This window comes from Chitinophaga cymbidii, from assembly GCF_007992715.1.
In the GTDB taxonomy this organism is placed as follows: Bacteria; Bacteroidota; Bacteroidia; order Chitinophagales; family Chitinophagaceae; genus Chitinophaga; species Chitinophaga cymbidii.
Genome location: NZ_BKAU01000002.1, coordinates 342,336 through 364,737 on the forward strand (window position 1 = coordinate 342,336; position 22,402 = coordinate 364,737).

Annotated in this window: 18 protein-coding genes; 10 read left to right on the top strand and 8 right to left on the bottom strand. The window is 54.4% G+C overall.

Going from position 1 to position 22,402, the window contains the following annotated elements:
* Nucleotides 1-3,279 (bottom strand): SusC/RagA family TonB-linked outer membrane protein, encoded by a 3,279-nt coding sequence (locus CCY01nite_RS12490; protein ID WP_146861848.1) that lies wholly within the window; start codon nt 3,277-3,279, stop codon nt 1-3.
* Nucleotides 3,280-3,547: 268 nt separating this feature from the next.
* On the opposite strand from CCY01nite_RS12490, the gene CCY01nite_RS12495 reads away from it, so the two are divergent.
* From CCY01nite_RS12495 to CCY01nite_RS12515, 5 genes are all read left to right on the top strand, one after another.
* Nucleotides 3,548-4,249, top strand: a complete 702-nt coding sequence (locus CCY01nite_RS12495; protein WP_146861851.1) for a FadR/GntR family transcriptional regulator — start codon at nt 3,548-3,550, stop codon at nt 4,247-4,249.
* Nucleotides 4,250-4,559: 310 nt separating this feature from the next.
* Nucleotides 4,560-5,978, top strand: coding sequence for a glycoside hydrolase family 125 protein (locus CCY01nite_RS12500; protein WP_146861854.1), 1,419 nt, complete (start codon nt 4,560-4,562; stop codon nt 5,976-5,978).
* A gap of 604 nt (nt 5,979-6,582) precedes the next feature.
* A complete protein-coding gene (locus CCY01nite_RS12505; protein WP_146861857.1) occupies nt 6,583-6,933 on the top strand; it encodes a PadR family transcriptional regulator in 351 nt (116 codons plus the stop codon).
* Nucleotides 6,934-8,442: a glycerol kinase GlpK gene (gene glpK, locus CCY01nite_RS12510; protein ID WP_222614377.1), complete on the top strand. Its 1,509-nt coding sequence runs from the start codon at nt 6,934-6,936 to the stop codon at nt 8,440-8,442. It begins immediately after the preceding gene.
* 122 nt (nt 8,443-8,564) lie between these two features.
* A complete protein-coding gene (locus tag CCY01nite_RS12515) occupies nt 8,565-10,091 on the top strand; it encodes a glycerol-3-phosphate dehydrogenase/oxidase (RefSeq protein ID WP_146861860.1) in 1,527 nt (508 codons plus the stop codon).
* On the opposite strand, the gene CCY01nite_RS12520 is transcribed toward CCY01nite_RS12515, so the two are convergent.
* From CCY01nite_RS12520 to CCY01nite_RS12535, 4 genes are read right to left on the bottom strand one after another with little or no spacing between them, the layout of a single operon-like run.
* Nucleotides 10,092-10,661: a nitroreductase family protein gene (locus tag CCY01nite_RS12520; RefSeq protein ID WP_146861863.1), complete on the bottom strand. Its 570-nt coding sequence runs from the start codon at nt 10,659-10,661 to the stop codon at nt 10,092-10,094.
* Complete coding sequence (locus CCY01nite_RS12525) at nt 10,658-11,086, bottom strand: acyl-CoA thioesterase (protein ID WP_146861866.1); 429 nt, start codon at nt 11,084-11,086, stop codon at nt 10,658-10,660. Before CCY01nite_RS12525 ends, CCY01nite_RS12520 begins: the two co-directional genes overlap by 4 nt.
* Nucleotides 11,073-11,663, bottom strand: coding sequence for an RdgB/HAM1 family non-canonical purine NTP pyrophosphatase (rdgB, locus tag CCY01nite_RS12530; RefSeq protein WP_146861868.1), 591 nt, complete (start codon nt 11,661-11,663; stop codon nt 11,073-11,075). Before rdgB ends, CCY01nite_RS12525 begins: the two co-directional genes overlap by 14 nt.
* A 15-nt stretch (nt 11,664-11,678) precedes the next feature.
* Nucleotides 11,679-12,176 (bottom strand): hypothetical protein, encoded by a 498-nt coding sequence (locus tag CCY01nite_RS12535; RefSeq protein WP_146861871.1) that lies wholly within the window; start codon nt 12,174-12,176, stop codon nt 11,679-11,681.
* Nucleotides 12,177-12,301: 125 nt separating this feature from the next.
* Here CCY01nite_RS12535 and CCY01nite_RS12540 point away from each other — a divergent pair, with 125 nt between their 5' ends.
* The 5 genes from CCY01nite_RS12540 (at nt 12,302) to CCY01nite_RS12560 (ending at nt 17,719) form a co-directional block, all read left to right on the top strand.
* Nucleotides 12,302-13,408: a branched-chain amino acid aminotransferase gene (locus tag CCY01nite_RS12540; RefSeq protein WP_246129922.1), complete on the top strand. Its 1,107-nt coding sequence runs from the start codon at nt 12,302-12,304 to the stop codon at nt 13,406-13,408.
* A gap of 245 nt (nt 13,409-13,653) precedes the next feature.
* Complete coding sequence (locus tag CCY01nite_RS12545) at nt 13,654-13,953, top strand: hypothetical protein (RefSeq protein ID WP_146861874.1); 300 nt, start codon at nt 13,654-13,656, stop codon at nt 13,951-13,953.
* Nucleotides 13,954-14,086: 133 nt separating this feature from the next.
* Complete coding sequence (gene rpsL / locus CCY01nite_RS12550; protein ID WP_026751391.1) at nt 14,087-14,467, top strand: 30S ribosomal protein S12; 381 nt, start codon at nt 14,087-14,089, stop codon at nt 14,465-14,467.
* A gap of 32 nt (nt 14,468-14,499) precedes the next feature.
* Nucleotides 14,500-14,967 (top strand): 30S ribosomal protein S7, encoded by a 468-nt coding sequence (gene rpsG, locus CCY01nite_RS12555; RefSeq protein ID WP_146861877.1) that lies wholly within the window; start codon nt 14,500-14,502, stop codon nt 14,965-14,967.
* A 340-nt stretch (nt 14,968-15,307) separates the two neighbouring features.
* On the top strand, nt 15,308-17,719 hold the full coding sequence (locus CCY01nite_RS12560) for a TonB-dependent receptor (protein WP_186831032.1): 2,412 nt from the start codon (nt 15,308-15,310) through the stop codon (nt 17,717-17,719).
* 73 nt (nt 17,720-17,792) lie between these two features.
* On the opposite strand, the gene CCY01nite_RS12565 is transcribed toward CCY01nite_RS12560, so the two are convergent.
* The 3 genes from CCY01nite_RS12565 to porV are packed head-to-tail and all read right to left on the bottom strand — an operon-like array spanning nt 17,793 to nt 22,379.
* Nucleotides 17,793-20,783 carry a beta strand repeat-containing protein gene (locus CCY01nite_RS12565; protein ID WP_222614378.1) on the bottom strand — a complete coding sequence of 997 codons (2,991 nt, stop codon included), beginning with the start codon at nt 20,781-20,783 and terminating at the stop codon, nt 17,793-17,795.
* Nucleotides 20,784-20,788: 5 nt separating this feature from the next.
* Nucleotides 20,789-21,208, bottom strand: a complete 420-nt coding sequence (locus tag CCY01nite_RS12575) for a hypothetical protein (protein WP_146861880.1) — start codon at nt 21,206-21,208, stop codon at nt 20,789-20,791.
* Nucleotides 21,209-21,218: 10 nt separating this feature from the next.
* Nucleotides 21,219-22,379 carry a type IX secretion system outer membrane channel protein PorV gene (gene porV / locus CCY01nite_RS12580; protein WP_146861882.1) on the bottom strand — a complete coding sequence of 387 codons (1,161 nt, stop codon included), beginning with the start codon at nt 22,377-22,379 and terminating at the stop codon, nt 21,219-21,221.
* Nucleotides 22,380-22,402 lie beyond the last annotated feature (23 nt).

Below are 22,402 nucleotides of genomic sequence, written 5' to 3' on the forward strand. Positions count from 1 at the left end.
TTAGAAACCGGCGCGCAGGCCGAAGTTGAACTGACGGGGACGCGGATAAACGCCGTAGTCCCTGCCGGAATATATTTCCGGCATCATGCCGTCGTAAGCGGTGATGTAACCGAGGTTATACACGCCGCCGAAAATTTCTACGCCGGTGATGTATGCTTTTTTCAGCAGCGGGCTTCTCAGCATGTAGCTGAGGGATATTTCGCGGAAAGCGAGGAAGTCGCCTTTGCTGTAGTACAGCGAGTTGTTGCTGCCGCCGCCAGAGTTACCGATGGCATTGTCCCAGCGCCCGTTGTTGCGGTAGTTGTAGTCCACATCGCTCTGTACGGTGTAGCGCGGATATTTTGCATCATCGCCGGTTTCCATCCAGCTGTTTTCCAGCGCGTCGCGGAGAGCGTTGTTGTTGTTACGGGAGCTGCCCATGATATTGCTCTTCAGACCGTTGTCGATCACGTGGCCGATGGCCCAGTCCATCACAATGCGCATGGAGAGGTTCTTGTATTTGAGCGTGTTCACCATGGCGCCCATTTTATCGGGACGGATAGAGCCCATGTACACCATGTCCGCCGCGTCCAGCTTGCCGTCGTTATTGCGGTCCTCAAATTTGGAATCGCCCGCGATCTTCGTTCTGCTGGCCGCATTCAGGTCGCGCGGCGCATTGGCTGCTTCTTCGTCTGTCTGATACACGCCGAGGTAGTGGTATGCCCATCTTCCGCCAAATTCTTCTCCTTCGGCAAAACCGCCTACTTTCACGTTGGTCTTTGTATTCGGGTCATACACGAAGTTGCCGCCGATCCTGTTCTTGTCTTCCCCGTTGGCCGGCAGCGTTACTACGATGCCTTTGTTGTAGGAGAAGGTCATGCCCAGGTCCCAGCTGAAATCTTTCGTTTTCACGGGCACGGCGTGCAGTTCCACTTCCACGCCGCGGTTGCGGATGGAGCCGTAGTTGCTTTTTACGTTGGCGAAGCCGGTGGAGGCCCAGAGCGGTTTGTCGAACAGGCGGTTGTCTGTCAGCTTGCTGTAGTAATCCACCAGCAGGGAGAGCCGTCCGTCGAGGAACCCGATGTCGATACCGGCGTCGAAAGCGGCGGTGGATTCCCATACCAGGGTGTTGTTCGGCAGCGTGGTGTTCAGGATGCCCACTTCTCCCATGTAGGCGTAACCGCTTTCATATTGTCCCCTTGAATCAAAGATGCTGAGGGAGTTGTTGCCGGTCTTACCCCAGCTGGAGCGGACCTTCAGGTTGGAGATCACGCCTCTCAGGCCGTCGAAGAAATCTTCGCGGTGAATGTTCCAGCCTGCGGAAACGCCGGGGAAGAAGCCCCATTTGCGGTCGTCCGCGAAGCGGGAAGATCCGTCTTCACGAATGCTGGCGGAGAGGATATATTTTTTATCGAAGTCGTAAGACACACGTCCGAAGAAGCTCAGCAGCGCGTCATAGCTTTTGCTGGAAGATGCGCGTTGTGTGAGATCGCTGGTAGCGTTGAGGGTAGGGATGTGGTCTGTCAGCGCCTCGCGCCCGTTGGCGGAAAGACGGTAGGCGTAGTCGGAGTTATAGCTGGTACCGAGCACACCGTCGAAATTATGTTTGTTGATCTGTTTGTTATAGGTGAGCACCCCGTCGAACTGGAAGTGCCGGTCCATGTTATGCGCTGCGGAAGCCGGCCTGTTCAGCACGGTTTCGTTGAACGCCTCGAAATAGTTCTCGATGCCCTGCGCGGTGAAGTAGTATACGGAGGGAGAGAAGCGGAGGCCGGGCGCCAGGTCCCAGTCAGCGCCGAGCTGCATGGTGGTGCGGTATACCTTGGCGTCGTTGTAATTCGTTTTGTAGTAGATCTCGTGGAGGCGGTTCCGGAAAGAGGAGATGCCTTCGCCAGGTGCGGGCAATCCATTTTCGTAGTAGAGCCGGTAGGTGGGCGGCATGAGCACGCTGCGGCTCAGCACCCATTCGTAGTTATTCGGCGCGTTGGATTCGCGTACCTGGTAAGCCACCTTGCTGTTCAGGGAGAACTTGTCGCTGAGCTTGAAGGTGCCGTTGAACAGGGCGCTGTAGTTTTTGTAGTTCGTGCCCCTTGCGATACCGTCCTGGTCGAGATAGCCGAGGCCAAAGTAATAGGTAGCCTTTTCTGTGCCGCCGCTGATATCCACGTCCACTTCCTGTTTCATGCCCTGCTGGAAAGTAACGTCCTGGTAGTCGGTGTTCTTGAAGATGAGGTCTTTGCCGGTTACGGGATCGGCCATCGTTTCCCATCCTTCGTTATTCAGCAGATGGTCCACATACTCCTGCCCGTATTCGAGAGTGTACACGTCCAGGAACTCCAGGGTGTTGTTGGAGTTGCGGGGATTGCCGGTGGACATGCCGTAGCGGCCGCCGGTGAGGAAGAAGTCAGGATTCGACTTGTTGAAAAGCATGGTATTGCGGCGGGTGAGGTACACGTATTCCCTTGCGTTCAGGAGGTCGAGTTTTTTACCTTGCTGTTCTATGCCGCCGGTGTAGCGGAAGTTGACGGTGGGTTTGCCGAGCCTGCCGGTTTTTGTTTTTACCATGATGATGCCGTTGGCGGCCCTGGCGCCGTAGATGGCGGTGGAGGCGGCGTCTTTCAGCACCTGTACGGACTCGATGTCGTCAGGGTTCATATCCTGCAGGCTGCGCATGCCCTGGGAAATGATACCGTCTACGATGATCAGCGGCGCATCGGAATTGGGAGAGGTGGTGGTACCGCCGCGGATGAATACTTCCGGGGAGGCGCCGGGCATACCGTTACCGATCTGCAGGGTAAGGCCGGGCACTTTTCCCTGTAATTGCAGCAGGGGGTTGGAGCCTGGTGCGTGTTTAAATTCGTCCTGCGAAACCTTTGAAATGGAAGAGGTTAATGTGGTGCGGGACTGGTTGCCGTAGCCCACGGCTACGATCTCGTTCAGGCGGACGGAGGAGCCGGAGAGCGTGACGCCGATCACTGTTTTTCCGGCAACGGCGATCTCTTTCTTTTCCATGCCGATGAGGGAGAAGACGAGCACGCCGTCTGATCCCGCCATCAGGGAGAATTTTCCTTCTCCGTCGGTTACGGCGCCGTTGGTGGTGCCTTTTTCCACCACGGTGACGCCGGGCAGTGGCTGTCCTGATTCATCGGTCACCTGGCCGGTGATCCTGATCTTTTCCTGTTGCTGGCTGATTGCTGGCTTTGCGGCATAGGTCTGTGCATTCCAGGGATGGCACGTGGCGATACAAAGCACCAGCCAGCTTTTTTGCCATAGAGAACGTGGTAAAGTTAGCTTTCTCATAATTTGTGAAATTTTATAATAGTCAGATGGCCTGTTTCGATTAAGTATTACAAATTCCGGTTTGAACGTGGTTCTGGTTGTGGTCAGGTATTATGTAGTATATATATGTTTGTCAACTTGTGTTTTGGTACGTTTTGTGGCACTAAAAGTAAGTAAATCATTCTATTTGTAGTACATAATTTGGAAAAATTATTACGAAACGAGGATATTTTCACTGGAAAGTCGTCAAAAAGGCTACTTTTGTTATTATTTAATACTACTTATTAATATGCAAAAGGACCTGACTCTTGCTGAGCAGACGGAGCGTAAAATCCTCAAATACATTGCAGAAAAGGGTTTCCAGACCGGAGATGCCCTCCCCAAAGAGAATGAGCTGTCGGAAATACTGGGTGTAAGCCGTGTGGTGGTGCGGGAGGCGTTGAGCCGGCTGCGGATACTGGGCTTCGTGGAGACCCGGCGCAAACGCGGTACCGTGCTCACTTCGCCGAATATTTTTTACGGTATTAAAACGATCCTTACTTCGGGTACGCTGGATAAGGATGCGTTGAAAGATCTGTATGAAGTGCGGCTGATGCTGGAGATAGGTATGGCGGATTTTTTGTTCATGCACCGGGAGGAGCGTTACCTGGCCGAGCTGCAGAAGATCATCAGCGAGGAGAATGTGACAACGGACTCTGAAATGCTGACGCGGCTGGACATCCGTTTTCACAGCACGTTATACAAGATGTCCGGCAACAAGTCCCTTTTTGCATTCCAGAACCTGCTCAATACCCTGTTTGCTACGTTCGCGCCCCGGCGGAAGGACTGGAAAGTGAAGCAGATCATTTCGCATGAATCGCTGCTGGAGATCCTGCGCAGCGGAACGCCGGATTCTTTCCGTGTGGCGATGCGCCTGCATCTGAATACCCGGTTCGAGAATATGCATACGTTATTTCTGGATAAGGAGGCGACGCCGGCGAACCCTTCATGAGAGGTGAGGCTGCGGGAGCGTTTCCTTCCTGCAAAAGAGTAGAGGTTTTCCTTCCAACCAAAGTGCGCGTTTTAAAATTCCCGTAGAAATCGTTTTAGCAAGCTTTCCCCGATAAGCCGCGCTCAGCCGTCATCCCCCGCAATCTCCCGTGCAAATCGTTTTAGCAAGATATCCGTCCGGCTAAAATTTAGCATGCCTGCCGGTAGATTTTATTTGTTAAAATGCTGTTGGAGTGATCTAAAAGTCGTATTTTTTCCTCTTTGACAATCGTTTTGACAACAGTATTTTATCATCGTATTGCGTCTACATTATGAGCAGAAGAAAATTCTTACAACAATCCGCGTTACTTTCATCGGCAGTGCTGCTGCGCCCTGTTCTTTCATGGGCAGGCAACGCCGACTTCCCAGTGGTACGTATTCCCGCCGCACAGCGGAAGTTCCGCAGTGAGGCCGTAGAAAAGGCCATCGCCGCTGTGAAAAGCAAAAGCGGCAACCGGGAAATTGCCTGGCTCTTCGAGAACTGTTTCCCGAACACGCTGGATACCACCGTTGAATATGAAATGAAAGACGGCCGGCCTGATACCTATGTGATCACGGGCGACATCGACGCCATGTGGCTGCGCGACAGCACGGCGCAGGTATCTCCCTACCTTCCGCTGGTGAAGGAAGACAAAGACCTGCAACACCTGATCGCCGGCGTGATCAACCACCAGGTGAAATGCATCCATAAAGATCCCTACGCGAATGCTTTCTATAAAGACGAAAACAAACGCGGCGAATGGGCATCCGATCTCACCGATATGAAACCCGGCATCCACGAACGCAAATGGGAGATCGATTCCCTGTGTTACCCGATCCGCCTGGCTTACCAGTACTGGAAGATCACAGGCGACACCGCGCCGTTCGATACCGCCTGGAAAGAATCCATCACGCTCACGGTGAAAACGTTCAAGGAACAGCAGCGGAAAGACGGCCCCGGTCCATACCACTTCCAGCGCAAGACCGCCTGGGCAACAGACGGCGTGCCTTTAAGCGGATACGGTTACCCGGTGAAACCCGTGGGACTGATCTGTTCTTCCTTCCGGCCGAGTGACGACGCTACCATTTACAACTTCCTCATTCCTTCCAACTTCTTTGCCGTGGTGAGCCTCCGGCAGGCCGCCGAGATGGTGCAGGCGTTGCAAAAAGATGCGGCGCTGGCGGGCGAATGCCGCGCGCTGGCGACGGAAGTGGAGAACGCGCTGAAAAAATACGCGGTAGTCACACATCCGCAATTCGGCAAGGTATATGCATACGAAGTGAATGGTTACGGCAGCTTCAACCTGATGGACGACGCTAACGTACCGAGCCTTCTGTCCCTGCCGTATCTCGGCGCCATCAAACCATCAGACCCGGTGTACGTGAACACGCGCAAGCTGATCCTCTCTTCCGAGAATCCTTTCTTCTTTTCCGGCAAAGCCGCGAAGGGGATCGGTAGTCCGCATACGGGTATCGACCGCATCTGGCCGATCAGCCTGGTGATGCAGGGCCTCACCAGCAACAACGAAGCAGAGATCCGTCAATGCCTGCAAACATTGCAGAAATGTCACGCAGACAAAGGCTTCATGCACGAATCTTTCCATAAAGATAATCCGGCGGAATTTTCCCGTTCATGGTTCGCCTGGGCGAATACCATCTTCGGCGAGTTTATCTGGAAAGTGTTCAATGAAAGACCGCATCTGCTGAAATGATGCGCCATGCGGGACGTAAGATGAGCACCTCCCACTGAAACGCTGCGTTTCACAGAAGCGCCGGCAAACGTATCGTTTTCGACATACAATTTGCACAGCATTCGAAGGGCTGACCACTCAAAGGGTCAGCCTTTCTTCATGCATGACTAACTCCATCCACGGGTTAACGAAACCTGGGATCAACAGAATGAAAGGCTACCGGCAGATGCCCGAAAGCATCATCACGCGCTGGCTTCAGATCGGTTCGAAAAAAATCAGATCGGGTTGAAAAAATCAGATCAGTCCGAAAAAGATCAGATCGGTTTAAAAAAATCAGATCACTCCGAAAGAATCAGATCAATCCGAAAAAGATCAGATTGGTTTGATAATAAATGAAAAAATGGAAATCCGGTTTGTCATAAGCATGGAGTTTTACGGGTTACAACACAATATTAAGTATTTCCTGCTGAACAAAATCTCATCCTGCGATAATTTTTATCAGAAAATCAGGAATCCTAACTAACATGCCTACACGTTTATCCGCGCAGATCCCCGCCCCGCTATTCTTCCCGGAGAATAGAATTATTTGCTTATTTTTATTCACCTTAATGTACCAAATTCCCTTATGGAGAATAAGCAAAATGCCTATTTCATCACCCGCTGGCAATCCCAGATCAAAAAAGGACTGTTCGAGTATATCATTATGCTGCTCCTGCAAAAAAAAGAGCGGTACGGATATGAACTGATCAGCGAGATCAAGCAGATGGCGGACATGGACATTGCCGAAGGAACGATCTATCCGTTGCTGAGCCGCCTCAAGAAAGAGAAGCTGGTGGACTCGCGGTGGGTGGAAATGGAGGAAGGCGTGCCCCGGAAATATTACAAACTCACGGAGCTGGGCAACGAGTACCTTGAAACCATGTATCAATACCTCGGTGAGCTGATGCAGGCCATCGCAGATCTGAAAAACGTGTAAATGTCTGAGAAAATGAACGGTCAAAAGAAATACATCCTGTCCCTCGATCTTGGTTCCAGCGCAGCAGGCGCGGTGTTGTTCTCCCGCCAGGGGCAGGTGGTGAAGCAGGTTCAGAAAGAATACGAAAAATATTATCCGCAGCCGGGATGGATCGAAGTGGACCCGAACGAGATATGGTTCACCATGCTGTCCGCCACCGAAGAGCTGATCGGCAGCGCGGGCATCCGGGCGGAGGAGATCGCGGGCATCGGCATCGCGAGCCAGCGGGAGACCACGGTGATATGGGACCGGCAGTCCGGCGAACCGGTGTACAATGCTATCCAGTGGCAGGACCGCCGCACCTCCAAGCTCTGCGACGAATTCCGCTACCAGGGCTTCACCGGCATGATCCGCCAGAAGACCGGCCTTATCCTCGACGCTTATTTTTCCGCCAGCAAAATATCCTGGATACTCGATCATGTGAAAGACGGGCGCATCCGCGCCGAGCAGGGCAGGCTGGCTTTCGGCACCATCGACGCATGGCTGGTCTGGAAGCTCACTGCCGGCAAAACGCATGTAACGGACGTAACGAACGCTTCGCGTACCATGCTTTTCAATATCCATTCGTTGCAATGGGACGAAGAGCTGCTGCGCCTTTTCAATATTCCGCATCAATTATTACCCGGCATCTGCTCCAACAGCGAGATCATTGCGCATACCGCACCCTCCATTCTGGAAGCTGCCATTCCCATTGCCGCCATGGCGGGGGACCAGCAGGCAGCGCTTTTCGGGCAGATGTGCCTGGAGCCGGGCATGGTTAAAAATACTTACGGCAGCGGATGCTTTGCATTGATGAACATCGGGTCAAAACCCATCATCTCCGATCAGCAGCTGCTGACCACCATTGCCTGGCGCATCGGCGACGAGGTGACCTACGCGCTGGAAGGCAGCGTGTTTGGCGGCAGCTCCGTGTTCCGCTGGATACGGGACGGCCTCGGCCTGATCGAGTCCACCGCTGAAATAGAAGCGCTCGCGCAGACGGAGCCGGACAACGGCGGCGTGCTTTTTGTGCCGGCGTTATCGGGGCTCGGTACCCCGTACTGGGACCCGTACGCCAGGGGCATGATCATCGGCATTACCCGCGGCACCACCTCCGGCCATATCGCCCGCGCGGCGCTGGAAGGCGTGGCGCTCGGCATTGCGGACGCACTGGAAGCCATGGAAAAAGACAGCGGCCGCGCCATCACAGAATTGCGGGTGGCGGGTACTTCCGCTACGTACGAGTTTTTCATGCAGATGCAGACGAACATCCTCGGGTATCCTGTGATGCGGCCGAGCGTAATGCCTGCGAGCGCCACAGGCGTGGCTTATCTCGCGGGACTGGCCACCGGCTTCTGGACGCTGGAGGAAGTGAAGGCGCAATATACCATTGCGAGGGTCTTTGAGCCGGACCAGGCGAAAGCGGGGCAGACCGCGCTGCGCGAAAAATGGCGGAAAGCCATTGCGCGGGTGAAGAACTGGGATTTTTGACATCAATCCATCAGGATATGCACAAGACACAAATAACCCGGAAATACCCAAAAATTCCGCTTAATTTTGCAAGTATCGGAATGCGATGTATATTGTATAATAATGCTTGAACATACGAGAAAATGAACCGTTCAGAACAATTAGGAATCTTAGAAAAGCAGCAGGAGTGGGACGTGATCGTTATCGGGGGAGGCGCCACCGGACTGGGCGCCGCGCTGGAAGCGACCACCCGGGGATACAGGACCCTGCTGCTGGAACAATCGGATTTTGCCAAATCAACCTCCAGTAAAGCCACCAAGCTCCTCCACGGCGGCGTCCGTTATCTCGCCCAGGGCGATGTAGCCCTCGTAAGGGAGGCCAGCATAGAAAGAGGGCTCCTGCTCCGCAACGCCCGGCATCTTTCCCGCAACCTGTCATTCATCATTCCCGCCTACAGCTGGTGGGAAGGCATTTATTATACCATCGGCCTGAAGCTGTACGACTGGATGGCCGGAAAGCTCAGCCTCGGCCGCTCCGTACACATCTCCAAAAGAAAAACGCTGGAAAAGCTCCCCGGCCTGAAAGCAGATAAATTGTCCGCGGGCATTTTGTACCACGACGGGCAGTTCGACGATGCGCGGCTGGCCGTAAACCTTATGCAGACCATCTTCGAGAAAGGCGGCGTGGCGCTGAACTATATGAAAGTAGTGGCGCTGCAGCAGAGCGGGGTAGTGGCGGAGGATGTGGAAACCGGCCAGCAATATACTCTCAAAGCCAAAGGCATCATCAACGCCACCGGCGTATTTGTGGACGACATTCTTGAAATGGACAATCCCGATATCAAGCGGAGCATTGTGGCGAGCCAGGGCGTGCACCTGGTGCTGGACCGCTCTTTCCTGCCGGGAGAAAATGCCCTGATGATCCCCAAGACCAGCGACGGACGGGTATTGTTCGCCGTGCCCTGGCATAATAAAGTAGTGGTAGGCACCACCGATAATCCCGTGAAAGAGATCAGCCTCGACCCCGTGGCGATGGAAAAAGAGATCAGCTTCATCCTCACCACGGCGCAGCAATACCTGGCGCACCCGCCCTCCCGCAAAGACGTGAAAAGCGTATGGGCCGGGCTGAGGCCGCTGGCGAAACCGGAGAAAAGCGAAAAAACGAAAGAAATATCCCGCAATCACAAGATCATGGTATCGCCGTCCGGACTGGTGACCATCCTCGGTGGTAAATGGACGACCTACCGGAAAATGGGGGAAGATGTGGTGGACAAACTGGAACAGGTGAAGCACTGGCCGCATAAAACTTCCGTTACCCGCGATCTGCCGATCCACGGCTCGGCGGTAAAGATCGACCAGGAAGATCCTTTATATTATTATGGCGCGGATGCGGATGCTGTGAAACAGCTGGGGCACGAAGTGCTGAGCGAATCGCTCGGCATCATCGACGCACAGCCGAGATGGGCGGTGCGTACAGAAATGGCGCATACGGTAGAAGACGTGCTGGCGCGGAGAACGAGGGCGTTGTTCCTGGATGCTGAAGAAGCAGTGCGCATTGCGCCGAAGGTGGCGGCGATCATGGCGGCGGAACTGGGGAAAGACAAAAGCTGGGAAGAACAGCAGGTACGCTCGTTCCGGGAGCTGGCCCAAACGTACCAACTGTCCAACTAATTACATCCACTTTACTTTTTCATCAAGAGGCTTCACGCGCCGTCCCGGCCGGGGAGCCTCTTCCGAATATCCGAGATACAGGAATCCCATCACTTTATCCTCGTCCCGCAAACCAAGATAATCCTGCATGGCCGGCGTATAGGTCATACCGCCGGAGCCCCAGTACGCGGCAATGTTTTGCGCAGTTGCCGCCAGCCAGATGTTCTGCACGGCACAGGCCACCGCGGCTATCTCTTCTATTTCCGGTATTTTAGGATTGGCGCCCCGCTTCATGCAGATCGCGATCACATGGGAAGCCAGGTCGCCCTGTGTTTTCAGCTTGTCGTAATTGCCGGGGATGTAGCTGGCCTGTGGCGTGAAAGTTTTGTACATCTCCGCATGGTCCGCGCAAAAGCCTTTCACCTTGTCACCGCCGAATACCGTAAAGTACCAGGGCTCGGTCAGCCCGTGCGTCGGCGCCCAGTCCGCCAGCTGCAGCAATTCCTGTACGGTGGCGTCGTCAATCTTTTGTCCGTTCATGCTCGTAGGCTTCACCGTGCGGCGAAGCTGTATGATCTCCTGTATGTTCATATCAATTTTTGTTTCAGTGCTTCCGGCAGCCTGGCCACTTTCCGCTGTTCATAATTAAAGCATATCATGCCGGTCTTGGCTTCCGCCAGCACGGCCGTTTTTCCGTCCCGCTCCGCGCTGATGCGGTAGAACAGGTCGAAGCCCGCGCTGGTCAATTCGTCCGCCGTTACTTCCACTGTCAATATATCGCCGTAAAAACCTTCACCTTTGTAGAGCACGGCCAGGTCCGCCATGATCATGGCGGTGCCGAAGGCATCCAGCTCGGTGCAGCCGATGGAGGCGAGGAATTGCAAACGGGATTCGTGGAGGATGGAAACGACCGCGTCGTTGCCCAGGTGCCCGCCGTAGTTCACGTCGCCGATCCGCACCGGGATGGCGCAGGAGAAGCGGTAGGCGGAGGGCATGTCTATTTTAACTCTTGCCATGCTGTTGTTGTTGTAAAAAATCGATCAGCTTGCGGAGCGCTTTGCCCCGGTGGCTGTACTGGTTCTTTTCCGCCATGTCCATTTCGGCGAAGGCTTTTCCGCTGCCCTCCGGCTGGAAGATGGGATCGTAGCCGAAGCCCTTGCCGCCTTTGCGGGCGGTGAGGATGACGCCTTCCGCCACGCCTTCGAACTGGTGTTCCTGTCCGTCTAGGATCAGGGAGATGACCGTTCTGAAGCGGGCTTTGCGGTCGGTGCGGTTTTCGAGGAGTTGTAACACCTTGGCGATGTTGTCGTCCGCGCTTTTCTGTTCTCCCGCGTAGCGCGCGGAGAGCACGCCCGGTTCGCCGTTCAGCGCGTCTATTTCCAGGCCGGTATCTTCCGAAAAGGAGTTGCGGCCGGTCATCCGGAAAATGGTTTCCGATTTTTCCCGCGCATTGGCCTCGAGGGTATCGTGCGGTTCGGGAATGTCTATATCGATGCCGGCCTCGCGGAGGGTGATGATCTGAAAGGCATCGCCCAGCATGGACCGTATCTCGTTTACTTTGTTGTCGTTATTCGTAGCAAATACAAGCGTCATAGCCGCGCAAGTTAATCAAATCCCGAAAAGTTGTTTCAATCCCTGCCATAAACGGCCTTTCAGTTGCTTGTCGGTTGCAATTTGTTGCAAATGGTCCGAATGTAGCACCGGTATCTGCAGATGGGTTTCCAGCAGATAGGGTTGCATGGGCGGCAAACCCAGGCTGGCGGGGGGAATGGCGAAGATAATGCACTGCCTGGCGGCGGTGACTTCCTTATAGTTCGCCAGCGTGAGGCCAGGGTAAGTGGCTGTGTTGATCAATGCAACATCCTGCATCCCCAGTTTGCATGCATTCAATATATTGGCGAGGAGATTGAACAATTCCTCGTTCAAATACGCTTCGCTTTCATTTTGTATGAGTAGCAGGATGTTTTTTTGATTTTCGCCTAAATATTTGACCTGTGGCAAAGCTTTCGCCACCGCGGGTTGCGCCCTGTTCTCCTCCGGGATGATAGGCTGGTCGTACATTTGCGCCAGCAGGTAGGGGTCCAGTTGAAGTTGCTCAAGGCTCATAAATATATTATTAAAGATTAATGTAACGATCCCATGTTAGGGAAAAAACGTTTATTTGCGGATCGTCCGGATGGAACGATGACCAGCTTTAGGGTGTAAAAATATTGAGATAAAATCGATTAACCATGATGGCAGTTGACTATCCCACCGCTAAATCTACAATAATGGAAGAAGCGGTGAAGAAGATTAAAGTGACCAAAACCACGAAAAGCCGGCTCAGCGAGGTGGACTTCAATAACCTGGTTTTCGGTAAAAAGTATGCGGACCACATGCTGGTGGCCGATTTTGATGGTAAAGAATGGAAAAATGCAGAGATACTGCCGTTCCAGCACATCAGTGTAAGCCCGTCCAATGCCGCCTGGCATTACGGACAGGCCATTTTTGAAGGCATCAAGGCGTATAAGGACGAGGAGGGTAATCCCATGATCTTTCGTCCACATGATAATTACGCGCGCTTCAACAGGAGCGCGGAGCGGATGGGTATGCCGGACGTGCCGGAGTGGCTTTTTGTGGGCGGTATGGCGATGCTGATAGACCTGGACCGTGGATGGGTGCCTTCCAATCCCGGCTGTTCCCTTTACCTGCGGCCGTTCATGATCGCGGCGGACGAGTTCATCGGCGTACGGCCGTCCGACACATACAAATTCATGATCATCAATTCCCCGTCAGGGCCTTATTTTAACAAGCCGATCCACCTGCTGGTGCAGGATAAATATATCAGGGCTTTCCCCGGCGGCGTGGGTTATGCCAAAGCGGCGGGGAACTATGGCGGGGCCATGTACCCTACTATGCAGGCCCGCAAGCAGGGATACGACCAGATATTGTGGGTGGACGGGTTTGAGCATAAGTATTTGCAGGAATGCGGTACGATGAATGTTTTTGTGATCATCGGCAACCGCGCCTATACGCCGGACCTGACCAACGGCACCATCCTGGCGGGCGTTACCCGCATGAGCGTGATGGAGATACTGACGGATATGGGGCTGGAGGTGATCGAGGGGCCGGTGTCTATTGAAGACGTGGTGAAAGCGTGGAAAGACGGCAGCCTGCGGGAGGTGTTCGGTACGGGCACCGCGTCCAGCGTGGCGTATGTGGAGCACCTGGATTATAAGGAGCACCAGATCCGGCTGGATACCAATAAATATGATGTGGGCGCCGAAGTGATCAACCGCCTGGATGCGATCCGTACGGGTAAGACGGCGGACGATAAGGGCTGGAACTTCAGGATCTAGTGATAATATTATATTAGTCTTTCGAAAAAGCCTCCGGATAGGGGGCTTTTTTACAATATATAAGATATTTTTTATCAATCCATCACTGGATCAAGTCCACCTCCCCCTAGTGATAACCATGGCATGTGGGGAGTTAAACCGGGGATTACCCATAGATTATCCATGGATCATCCATAGCATATCCATGGCATACCCATAGATACGAACAGGTAAGAAAACCGGAAGCTGATATTATCTTTGCAATTATGACTTTCGCAGCATTTAAAGAAACGTTGAAGAACGATCAGCCGCCGGCGGGCTTGCGCCCGGTGCTGGAGGCGATGTGGTGGGACGGGAAGGGGGACTGGGACCGGTCGCACGATATTGCGCAGGAGGTGCATTCGGCCGAGGGGTCCTGGGTGCATGCCTACCTGCACCGCAAGGAAGGCGACCGGGGCAATGCGGCCTACTGGTACGCCAGGGCCGGGAAATCCATGCCGGGAGGAAGCCTGGAAGCAGAGTGGGAGCAGGTGGTAACGGTGCTGTTACGGGAGAATGCAGGATAAACGGGCTTTTTTTGGAAATTTTATCCGCATAATTTTGCATTCTGATTAGTAAGTGATACCTTTGCCCTCCCAAATTCCCATAATGGGATATTTGGACCAGATTGTAAACCAGCAGAAAATAAAATAGGTAAGAATGCCTACTATACAACAATTAGTAAGAAAAGGAAGAGAAATTATCCGGGCCAAATCCAAATCCAGAGCGTTGGATGCTTGTCCGCAGCGTCGTGGCGTATGTACACGTGTGTACACTACCACTCCGAAGAAACCGAACTCTGCTTTGCGCAAGGTAGCCAAAGTGCGTCTGACAAACAAGGTAGAGGTGATCGCGTATATTCCAGGTGAAGGTCATAACCTGCAGGAACACTCCATCGTGCTGATCCGTGGCGGAAGGGTAAAAGATCTGCCGGGCGTACGTTACCACATCGTGCGTGGTTCCCTGGATACTGCTGGTGTGAAGGACAGGAAACAAAGCCGTTCCAAGTATGGTACCAAAAAGGAAAAGGCCAAGAAATAACAAATTATAAAAGTTCGAAATTTTTCAAATAAATGAGAAAGCAAGCTGCGAAGAAATTACCACTGGCTCCGGACCCCAGGTTTCAGGATAAACTGGTGACCCGTTTCGTGAATAACATCATGGAACAAGGAAAAAAGAGCATTGCCTATAAAATTTTCTATGATGCAGTAGACCGCGTAAGCGCTCAAACCAACGAGAACGGCTACGAAATCTGGAAAAAAGCCCTGTCTAACGTTACGCCTGCCGTAGAAGTACGCAGCCGCCGTATCGGTGGCGCCACCTTCCAGATTCCCGCGGAAGTTCGTGCTGACAGGAAAGTTTCCCTGAGCATCAAATGGCTCGTGCGCTATGCCGGCGAAAGAAACGGTAAGAGCATGGCTGAAAAACTGGCTAACGAGATCATCGCCGCCAGCAAAGGTGAAGGCGCCGCTTTCAAAAAGAAAGAAGATACGCACCGTATGGCAGAAGCCAACAAGGCATTCTCCCACTTCAAGGTATAGTGCCAGCTTTCTTGCGCATTACAATTAGGTAGTACAATCGTTCCGCTCCGCGGAATACATATAATTGAACATCTCCGGAAACAGAGATGTTCTTTTTTTTGGTTATCCTTTCCGCAAAGATTTTCCGGCATCTGCGTTAACCCGCCCGGCATTTGCTGCTCACCGCTCTTACCTGATTCATCCCGTCCGCGCTGCTCTTCGCTTTCCACCGGTTCCCGCATTGATCTTCAATCACATTTTTCCGTATCCCGTAAACTGTTTTCCCGATTGCGTAAATCCTGTCGCTATATCCCGCCATACCTTTGTGCCCGCAATCAATTCTTCAAATAACTTAACCTATATGTATATCACATCCAGCCTACTGTCAAGATTGACCAGCCTGTTATTTGCCATGATCTTTGCTATACCGGCATTCGCCGCCACCGAGCCGCTTTCCGCCATCAAGGGGAAAGTAGTAACGGGAGATGGCACGCCCGCCGCTTATGTAGCCGTACAGATCAAGGAGAAAAACAGGGGGACGCTGACGAATGAAAAAGGCGAATTTGTGTTCAGGAGAATGCAGCCCGGCCATTATACCCTCCAGGTGATCCTCATGGGGTACAAAACCGTAACACAGGAAGTGGACGTGGTGCAGGATGAAATAACCAGCATCACCATCCAGCTTGAAGCTTCCGACAAGCAACTGCAGGAAGTGATCGTAAACGGCGCGCGGAACAAGTACACCGCGGAAGCCGTATCCAATTCCCTCCGGCTGAAAACGCCCCTGCTGGAGCTGCCGCAGAACATCCAGGTGATCTCCGCCAACCTGATGGCCGACCAGCAGGTGTTCGACATTGTTGACGGCGTTACCCGCAATATCAGCGGCGCCACCCGTTATGGTCACTGGGACAACCAGTACGCGAACATCCGCATGAGAGGTTCCAAGATACCGGCCTTCCGCAACGGGATGAACATCGAAGCCAGCTGGGGACCTACGAGCGAAGACGCCGCTATGATCGAACGGATCGAATTTGTGAAAGGACCTGCCGGTTTCATGCTGGCCAACGGCGAGCCCGGCGGCTTTTATAATGTAGTCACCAAGAAACCTACCGGCGTCACCAAAGGTTCCGCCAACATCAGCATGGGCAGTTTCAGCACTTACCGCGCCGCACTGGATTTCGACGGCAAGCTGAGCAAGGACGGCAAGCTGCTCTACAGGCTGAATGTAGCCGGTCAGCAAAAAGACTTCCACACCAAATACAATTACAGCAACCGCTACCTGTTCGCTCCCGTGCTGAAATACCTGGTAGACGACAGAACTTCCGTTACACTGGAATATTCCTTCCAGGCTTCCAAATATCTCGCCAACGGCAACTATTCCTTCTCCCCGAAGAAGCTGGCGGACGAAGGCATCGGCAACGATTTCTTCTACGGCGATCCTTCCCTGGAGCCCGGCCGGTTAAGAGATCACAGCATATATCTTTACCTCGATCATCAGCTGAACGAAAAATGGCAGGCGCATGCGCAGGTGGCCTATTTCAACTTCAGCATGGTGGCCAATAGCGTCTGGGCCGGCAGCATGGAAGAGAACGGTGATATGGAACGCTACTTCAGCATTGGTGATGAAGCCGGTGAGAACCGCTTCGCGCAGATGTCCCTGTCCGGTGAAGAATACACCGGTTCTATCCGTCACAGGATACTGGCGGGCGTAGACATGGGCAACAAGAAATTCTGGGGAGATTTCCGCCAGCTGCATCCTTCCATCAAGCTGCCAAATGCCGCTGTGTTCAACGTTTACAATCCTTCGTATGGCATCCACTTCGATTCCATTCCTGCTATCGACCGCTCTCAAAGCGTGCGCACAAGGGCGGGCTGGACGGGCTATGCCTCTGTTCAGAACTATGTATCCGCCTATGCGCAAGACGAGCTGGCGTTCTTCAATAACAGCCTTCGTTTATCCCTTGGCGTGAGATTTACACATGCGGAAACGGTCGGCAAGACCAAAACCGCCGGCATCAGTGACGATATGGTGACGCCGCGCGTGGGCCTCAGCTATTCCATCGACCGTTCCACCTCCGTATACGCCCTGTACGATCAATCCTTCGTACCGGTGCCCGGCCTTGATTCCAACCTCATCCCCTTCAAACCCGTTAACGGAAAAGACCTCGAAGTAGGCGTTAAAAAAGAATGGTTCAACGGCCGCTGGGTGACCTCCGCATCCGCGTACCGCATTTCCCGCGAGAACGCCGTGGTAGCCCTCGGCATCAAGGACAGCCGTGGCAACAACGTATCCGAGCAACTCGGCGAAACGCTGACGAAAGGAGTGGAAGTAGATGTCAACGGCGAGATCCTGCCCGGCTTCAACGTGAACCTGAACTATGCGTTCACCGATTCGAAAGTGAGCGAAGACGCCCCCGGCGATCCCAACAAAAAGGTGGGGAACGTTACCCCCAACACCGCTGCGCACATCACCAACGCCTGGCTGAACTACCGCATCGGCAGCGGCGCGCTGACCGGTTTCGGGATCACCGGCGGATTGCAATGGCAGGCGGAGCGTTATATGGGCACTACCAAAGTGGCTAACATGCCGAATTATTTTCGGGTAGATGGTGGCATTGGATACCAGCGCGGAAAATACAACGTGTCGCTGCTGGTGAACAACCTGTTGGACGACCGCGCCCTGCTAACCGCCGCATCTTTCTCTAACGGCATCTACTCCTACATTGTGGAGCCCCGCCGCAATTTCAGAATGACGATCGGATATCAGTTTTAATTGACTATAAAGAAGAAGCCGCCTCCTGATGGGGGCGGCTTTTGCACACTAACCAAACATTGACCTTTCTCTCTTATTTTACATTGACCAGTACTTTGATCTTGCCTTCGCCGGAAGCGAGTTCCTGCAAAGCCTTGCCGATCACCTGGCCAGGTTTTACTTTTTCGGGGTCTGCTTTCATGGCGTAACCGGGTTTGCTGGCGGTCACCAGCAGGTCGCCACGCCTGATGGCGCCGCCTTCGTCACACACCTTGGTGGGGATCACGCCTACTACGCCCAGGGGTATCTGGTCGGTGATGTCTTCCACCGTTTCTCTTTCTGTAAGCAGCACGCCGGGTTTGGTGGCGTATACGCCGGCCACGAGGGTGGAATAGGCGCCTGCGGATTTTTCCATCGTTCTGTCCTGCGTGGTGGAGATCACCATTACATCGCCTGGTTCATAGGCATCTATCGATCCTTCCACATCGAATGCTTCCGCAACGTCCGCGCCGCTGTTCTGTGTGCCGCCGTTGAAGAAACCGCGGCCGGCGGAGTTGATCCGGGCAACATTCACGGTGCCGGGATTGCCGGATTTGAACAGCGCGATGGAGCCGTTGCTGTGCTGCTCTACGGTCAATACAGGATTGGTATTGGAGGTGTTGAAATTCACCAGGCGTCCCGCCCTGCCCTGGCTGAAGTTGGGCGTCCAGGCGTACAGCGCGCTACCGGTGCCGTCCGCCGTGGTTTCCACGCCGTCGCCTGTGTTGGACGCATTGGCGGTAATACCATTGCCGTTACCGTCGGCAATAGCGATCAGCGCGGGACCGTTGCCTGCTGGGTTGGAAGCGTGGAAAAGACCGGCATAGCCGCCGGTACCGGAGGAAATGCCATAAATACCGGCTGTTCCGAAGTTGGAGAACTGGGAGTTGACCTCGCCTCTCACGGCAGGTTTGGTACCCGTCACTCTATCTACCATAAAATTGCCGGCAATACCGTTACCAATTGTGGTTACGGTGATCGCATCGCTGGTATTGTTTTCATTGAAGATATTGAACCTGCCGGCGCGGCCGGTGGCAAACGAGGGCACCCAGGCATAGAGGGCGTTACCCGCGCCATCGATATTGGTCTCCACGCCATTGCCGTCCTTTGAGGCATTGGCGGTGATCGCATTGCCGTTACCATCTGTGATGGCTACAAGCGAAGCCCCGTTGCCGGAGGGATTGGACGCATGGAACAATCCGGCAAACCCGCCGGTGCCGGAAGATATACCGAAGATGCCCGCCGCGCCGAAATTGCCGAAAATGGTCTTTACCTCGCCTCTAACGGCTGCGGCTACACTGTTGGTATTATTGACCAGGAAAGAAGCGGCGTTGCCCTGTGTGTTATCGGGGATGTTGCCGTTGCCGCTGGTTTCCACTTCCAGCGTGTTGCCGGTAGTATTGGTTTGATTAAAGTTCTCGAAACGCCCGGCCCTACCGGTGCTGTTGTTCAGGCCCACTTGTCCGAGTACGCCAATGGCGGTGCCGGCGGTATTGGTGGCTACGAACCCGCGTACACCGTAACCGCCGCCATCGTTGCGGCCTACTACGGCGCCTGCGATGTCGCTGGTGGTGCGGCCTACTACCGCTTCACCGCCGCCGTTGTTATCACCAACAACGCCCGCGGAGGTCTGTGCGCTGGTAATACCGTGAACCCCGAATCCGGCGATTGTGCTGCTTCGCACGCCCGCACCGTTGCCGGAGGTGGTTACGTTCACCACAGTTCCATTGCCGACGCTATTGGCAACGACCACATTGTTATTATTCGCATTGTTGTAAATGGAAAAGTTAGCGGGGATACCGTTGTTGCTGGTAGCGTTAAGCCCCGTGCCGGTATTGCTGTTCGCATACACGCCATACCCGTTGGCAGACGCATTCCCGTATACACCAAGCCCGTTCGGGGTATTGCCGTATACTCCCCATCCGGAGCCATTCTGGGAGCCATATACACCTACTCCCAAACCGCCAGTGCCGTTGTTGATACCTCTCACACCGGCTGAAAAGCCACCCGGGGAGGCAGATGAAACGATACCTCTTATTGCGCTGATATTGGAAGTGGTGGTGTTGTTGACGCCTTCCAGCGAAGTGCCGTCGCCGTTGTTGGTGATGGAAAACAGGGTAGCGGCGTTGTTTTCGGCGGCGCTGTAAGGCAGCGTTAACCCGCCACCACCGGCATTATCAGCTGCGGGCGCCCAGTTCGCGCCATCGAATTTCAGTACTTGTCCGGCTGCGGGCGCCACAGCGGATACCGGCCGGGTCTGGATTTTTGCGACTACCGGATCAGGGTAGGTGCCGCTGAGGTCGCCGCCGGCGGGTGCGGATTCAATGGAACCTGCAGGTCCCGCGGGGCCGGCTGGGCCGGCGGGACCGATAGGACCAACGGGCCCTGCAGGTCCGGCTACGCCGGCAGGTCCAGCAGCTCCGGCGGGACCAATTGCTCCGGCGGGTCCAATGGGACCAATGGGTCCTGCGGGCCCTGCGGGTCCAACAGGTCCAACGGGCCCAACAGAGCCGTCAGCACCATCTACCCCGGCGGGCCCAACGGGTCCGGCAGGCCCAACTGCACCAGCGGGTCCAACCGGGCCAACCGGGCCGGCAGGTCCCTGAGGGCCGGCGGGTCCTGCGGGTCCGGCCGGGCCCGCTACGCCGTTCGCAGCAAACTGTGCAAAAGGCACGCTCATCAGCTGAGCGGCGCCGAGGTCGGTGAACCCACTGCCGGCATTAACTTCTACCTGAACGTACTGGTTGGCGTTGTTCCAGGGAACGGCGTTGAAAGTACCGGTCACCGGGGTGCCGCGCCCGATCTGTGCGGTGAACAGGCCGAGATTGTTGGTATTGACGTTATGTGTTTCCTGGTATTGAACGGGCCCGGCCGCGGCGCCGCCACGGATAGAGAACCGCACCGTCAGCGCCTGGTTCGCCAGCACGGTGCCATTGGCATTGCGGGCTACCGCCTGGTAGTTGATGCCGGAGAGGCCGTCTTGTGCAAAGGTATCCTGCAGGCTCAGCAACAGGAGGAATAGGAGGGTGTATAATATTTTTTTCATAGTGCTCAGTTTTTAGGTTTGGAGGTGCCGGTTTCTGCACCCTGATCAATTTTAGGCTGTGCTGGTTTGGGTTTTGAAGCCTCGGCGGCTTTGATCGCTTTGGCTGTTTCCGCGCTGCTTATATCGGAGGGCATCGGCTGGGCGCTTTTCCGCGCGGCCGGTGCGGGTGAGGCGGGCCTGGAAGAGCCGGGCGCGGGGGCTTTGGTAAATATCAGCTCGCGCACCGCCTGTGGTGTGGTGGCCAGCGCTTCGCGGGGTTTCGCTGAGGAGGCTTTTTCAGCCGCTTTGAGGCGCGCCACGTCCTGCGCGTATTCCGGGAAGAGCCGTTCCTTGGCTTTTTTGGAAACATCGTGTTCTTTCTCCTGTGCAAATGCGGTAGAAAGACCTAAAACTGAGAAGGTTGCTATACAAAGAATCGTTTTCATATCAATGCGTTTATTTTTCTGAAAATTTTGGACTGTACAGCAGCGTGAACCGGAGGGTCTTGCGCTGCAGGAGGCTGGTGCCGGTGGGCATGAGGTATGCCATGTCTACCTGGAAGCCCGAGATATTCACGCCGAGGCCCGCGGAGAAATGCTGGCGGTTCCCTTTGTTGGGATGCTCGTAGAAGTATCCCGCCCGCGCAAAGAACCGGTGCTGGTAGGCGTATTCCATGCCGCTGGCGAGCGTGAACTCGCGTATTTCCTCGCCAAATCCGCCGGGAGCGTCGCCAAAGGAGGAAAAGATGGATTCCACAATGCCCCGGTCCGGGTCGCGGCCTTTTTCAATCTCGTCTGTCGGGAAACCGTTATCGTCCAGCTTGTACACCGGGGGCGTGGGTACCAGCAGCTTGCAGGCGTCCACGGCCAGTGTGAACTGGTGGTCCTGCGTATGCACGAAAGTATAGCCGCCGCCGATCCGCAGGTTCATGGGCAGAAAGCTTGTGCGGTTATTGTCTTCCGTGTACTTCAGCTTCGAACCGATATTGGTAAAGCTGATCCCCCAGCTGTAGCGGTTACCGTATTCGATATGGTCCGCATGGTTTTCATAATACAGCCCCACATCTCCCGCCACGGCGGAAGCCGGTTTCTGTACGAGCCCGTTGTAGGTGCCGGAGCCCAGTTCGCTGCGGATGTACCGTAAAGACACGGCCATTGCCAGGTGATTGCCCAGTTTCCGGGCGTAGCTGCCGTCTATGGCATATTCGCGTGGGCGGTACTGTTGCAGTTCCATGCCGTTTTCGTCGCGGAAGGTCACTTGTCCGTGATCGAAATACTTTACGGAAAGGCCAACGCCGTCCCAGTTATTCCAGCTTTTGAAAGCGGATACGTAGCCCATATGGGTCTTGCTGTCATTGAGGTCCCACATCCAGGGCGAGTAGGATGCGCTGACGCCCCAATCGCCCGCAAAGGGGATCTTGGCGGCGTTGCCGAAGAGGGCATTGGCATCCGGCTCGATGCCCGTTACCGCATCGCCCATTCCGCTGCTGCGCGCATCGGGATTGACGAGGAGGAATGCCGCGCCTATATTCATAGGCTGCTGCTGCGATTTCTGGGCAAGTAACGGATGTATGGCCAGCACGCAGCAAAGTATGGACAGCAGGTGCTTTAGCTTCATGTGTAATAGTTTTAGAATTTACA

Bases quoted from the DNA above. Each gene is read 5' to 3' on its own strand.
- glpK (WP_222614377.1), top strand. From the start codon at position 6,934: ATGTCTGAGAAAATGAACGGTCAAAAGAAATACATCCTGTCCCTCGAT.
- CCY01nite_RS12535 (WP_146861871.1), bottom strand. From the start codon at position 12,176: ATGAGCCTTGAGCAACTTCAACTGGACCCCTACCTGCTGGCGCAAATG.
- CCY01nite_RS12495 (WP_146861851.1), top strand. From the start codon at position 3,548: ATGCAAAAGGACCTGACTCTTGCTGAGCAGACGGAGCGTAAAATCCTC.
- rpsG (WP_146861877.1), top strand. From the start codon at position 14,500: ATGAGAAAGCAAGCTGCGAAGAAATTACCACTGGCTCCGGACCCCAGG.
- CCY01nite_RS12490 (WP_146861848.1), bottom strand. From the start codon at position 3,279: ATGAGAAAGCTAACTTTACCACGTTCTCTATGGCAAAAAAGCTGGCTG.
- CCY01nite_RS12565 (WP_222614378.1), bottom strand. From the start codon at position 20,783: ATGAAAAAAATATTATACACCCTCCTATTCCTCCTGTTGCTGAGCCTG.
- rdgB (WP_146861868.1), bottom strand. From the start codon at position 11,663: ATGACGCTTGTATTTGCTACGAATAACGACAACAAAGTAAACGAGATA.
- porV (WP_146861882.1), bottom strand. From the start codon at position 22,379: ATGAAGCTAAAGCACCTGCTGTCCATACTTTGCTGCGTGCTGGCCATA.
- CCY01nite_RS12500 (WP_146861854.1), top strand. From the start codon at position 4,560: ATGAGCAGAAGAAAATTCTTACAACAATCCGCGTTACTTTCATCGGCA.
- rpsL (WP_026751391.1), top strand. From the start codon at position 14,087: ATGCCTACTATACAACAATTAGTAAGAAAAGGAAGAGAAATTATCCGG.
- CCY01nite_RS12520 (WP_146861863.1), bottom strand. From the start codon at position 10,661: ATGAACATACAGGAGATCATACAGCTTCGCCGCACGGTGAAGCCTACG.
- CCY01nite_RS12525 (WP_146861866.1), bottom strand. From the start codon at position 11,086: ATGGCAAGAGTTAAAATAGACATGCCCTCCGCCTACCGCTTCTCCTGC.
- CCY01nite_RS12505 (WP_146861857.1), top strand. From the start codon at position 6,583: ATGGAGAATAAGCAAAATGCCTATTTCATCACCCGCTGGCAATCCCAG.
- CCY01nite_RS12515 (WP_146861860.1), top strand. From the start codon at position 8,565: ATGAACCGTTCAGAACAATTAGGAATCTTAGAAAAGCAGCAGGAGTGG.
- CCY01nite_RS12540 (WP_246129922.1), top strand. From the start codon at position 12,302: ATGATGGCAGTTGACTATCCCACCGCTAAATCTACAATAATGGAAGAA.
- CCY01nite_RS12575 (WP_146861880.1), bottom strand. From the start codon at position 21,208: ATGAAAACGATTCTTTGTATAGCAACCTTCTCAGTTTTAGGTCTTTCT.
- CCY01nite_RS12545 (WP_146861874.1), top strand. From the start codon at position 13,654: ATGACTTTCGCAGCATTTAAAGAAACGTTGAAGAACGATCAGCCGCCG.
- CCY01nite_RS12560 (WP_186831032.1), top strand. From the start codon at position 15,308: ATGTATATCACATCCAGCCTACTGTCAAGATTGACCAGCCTGTTATTT.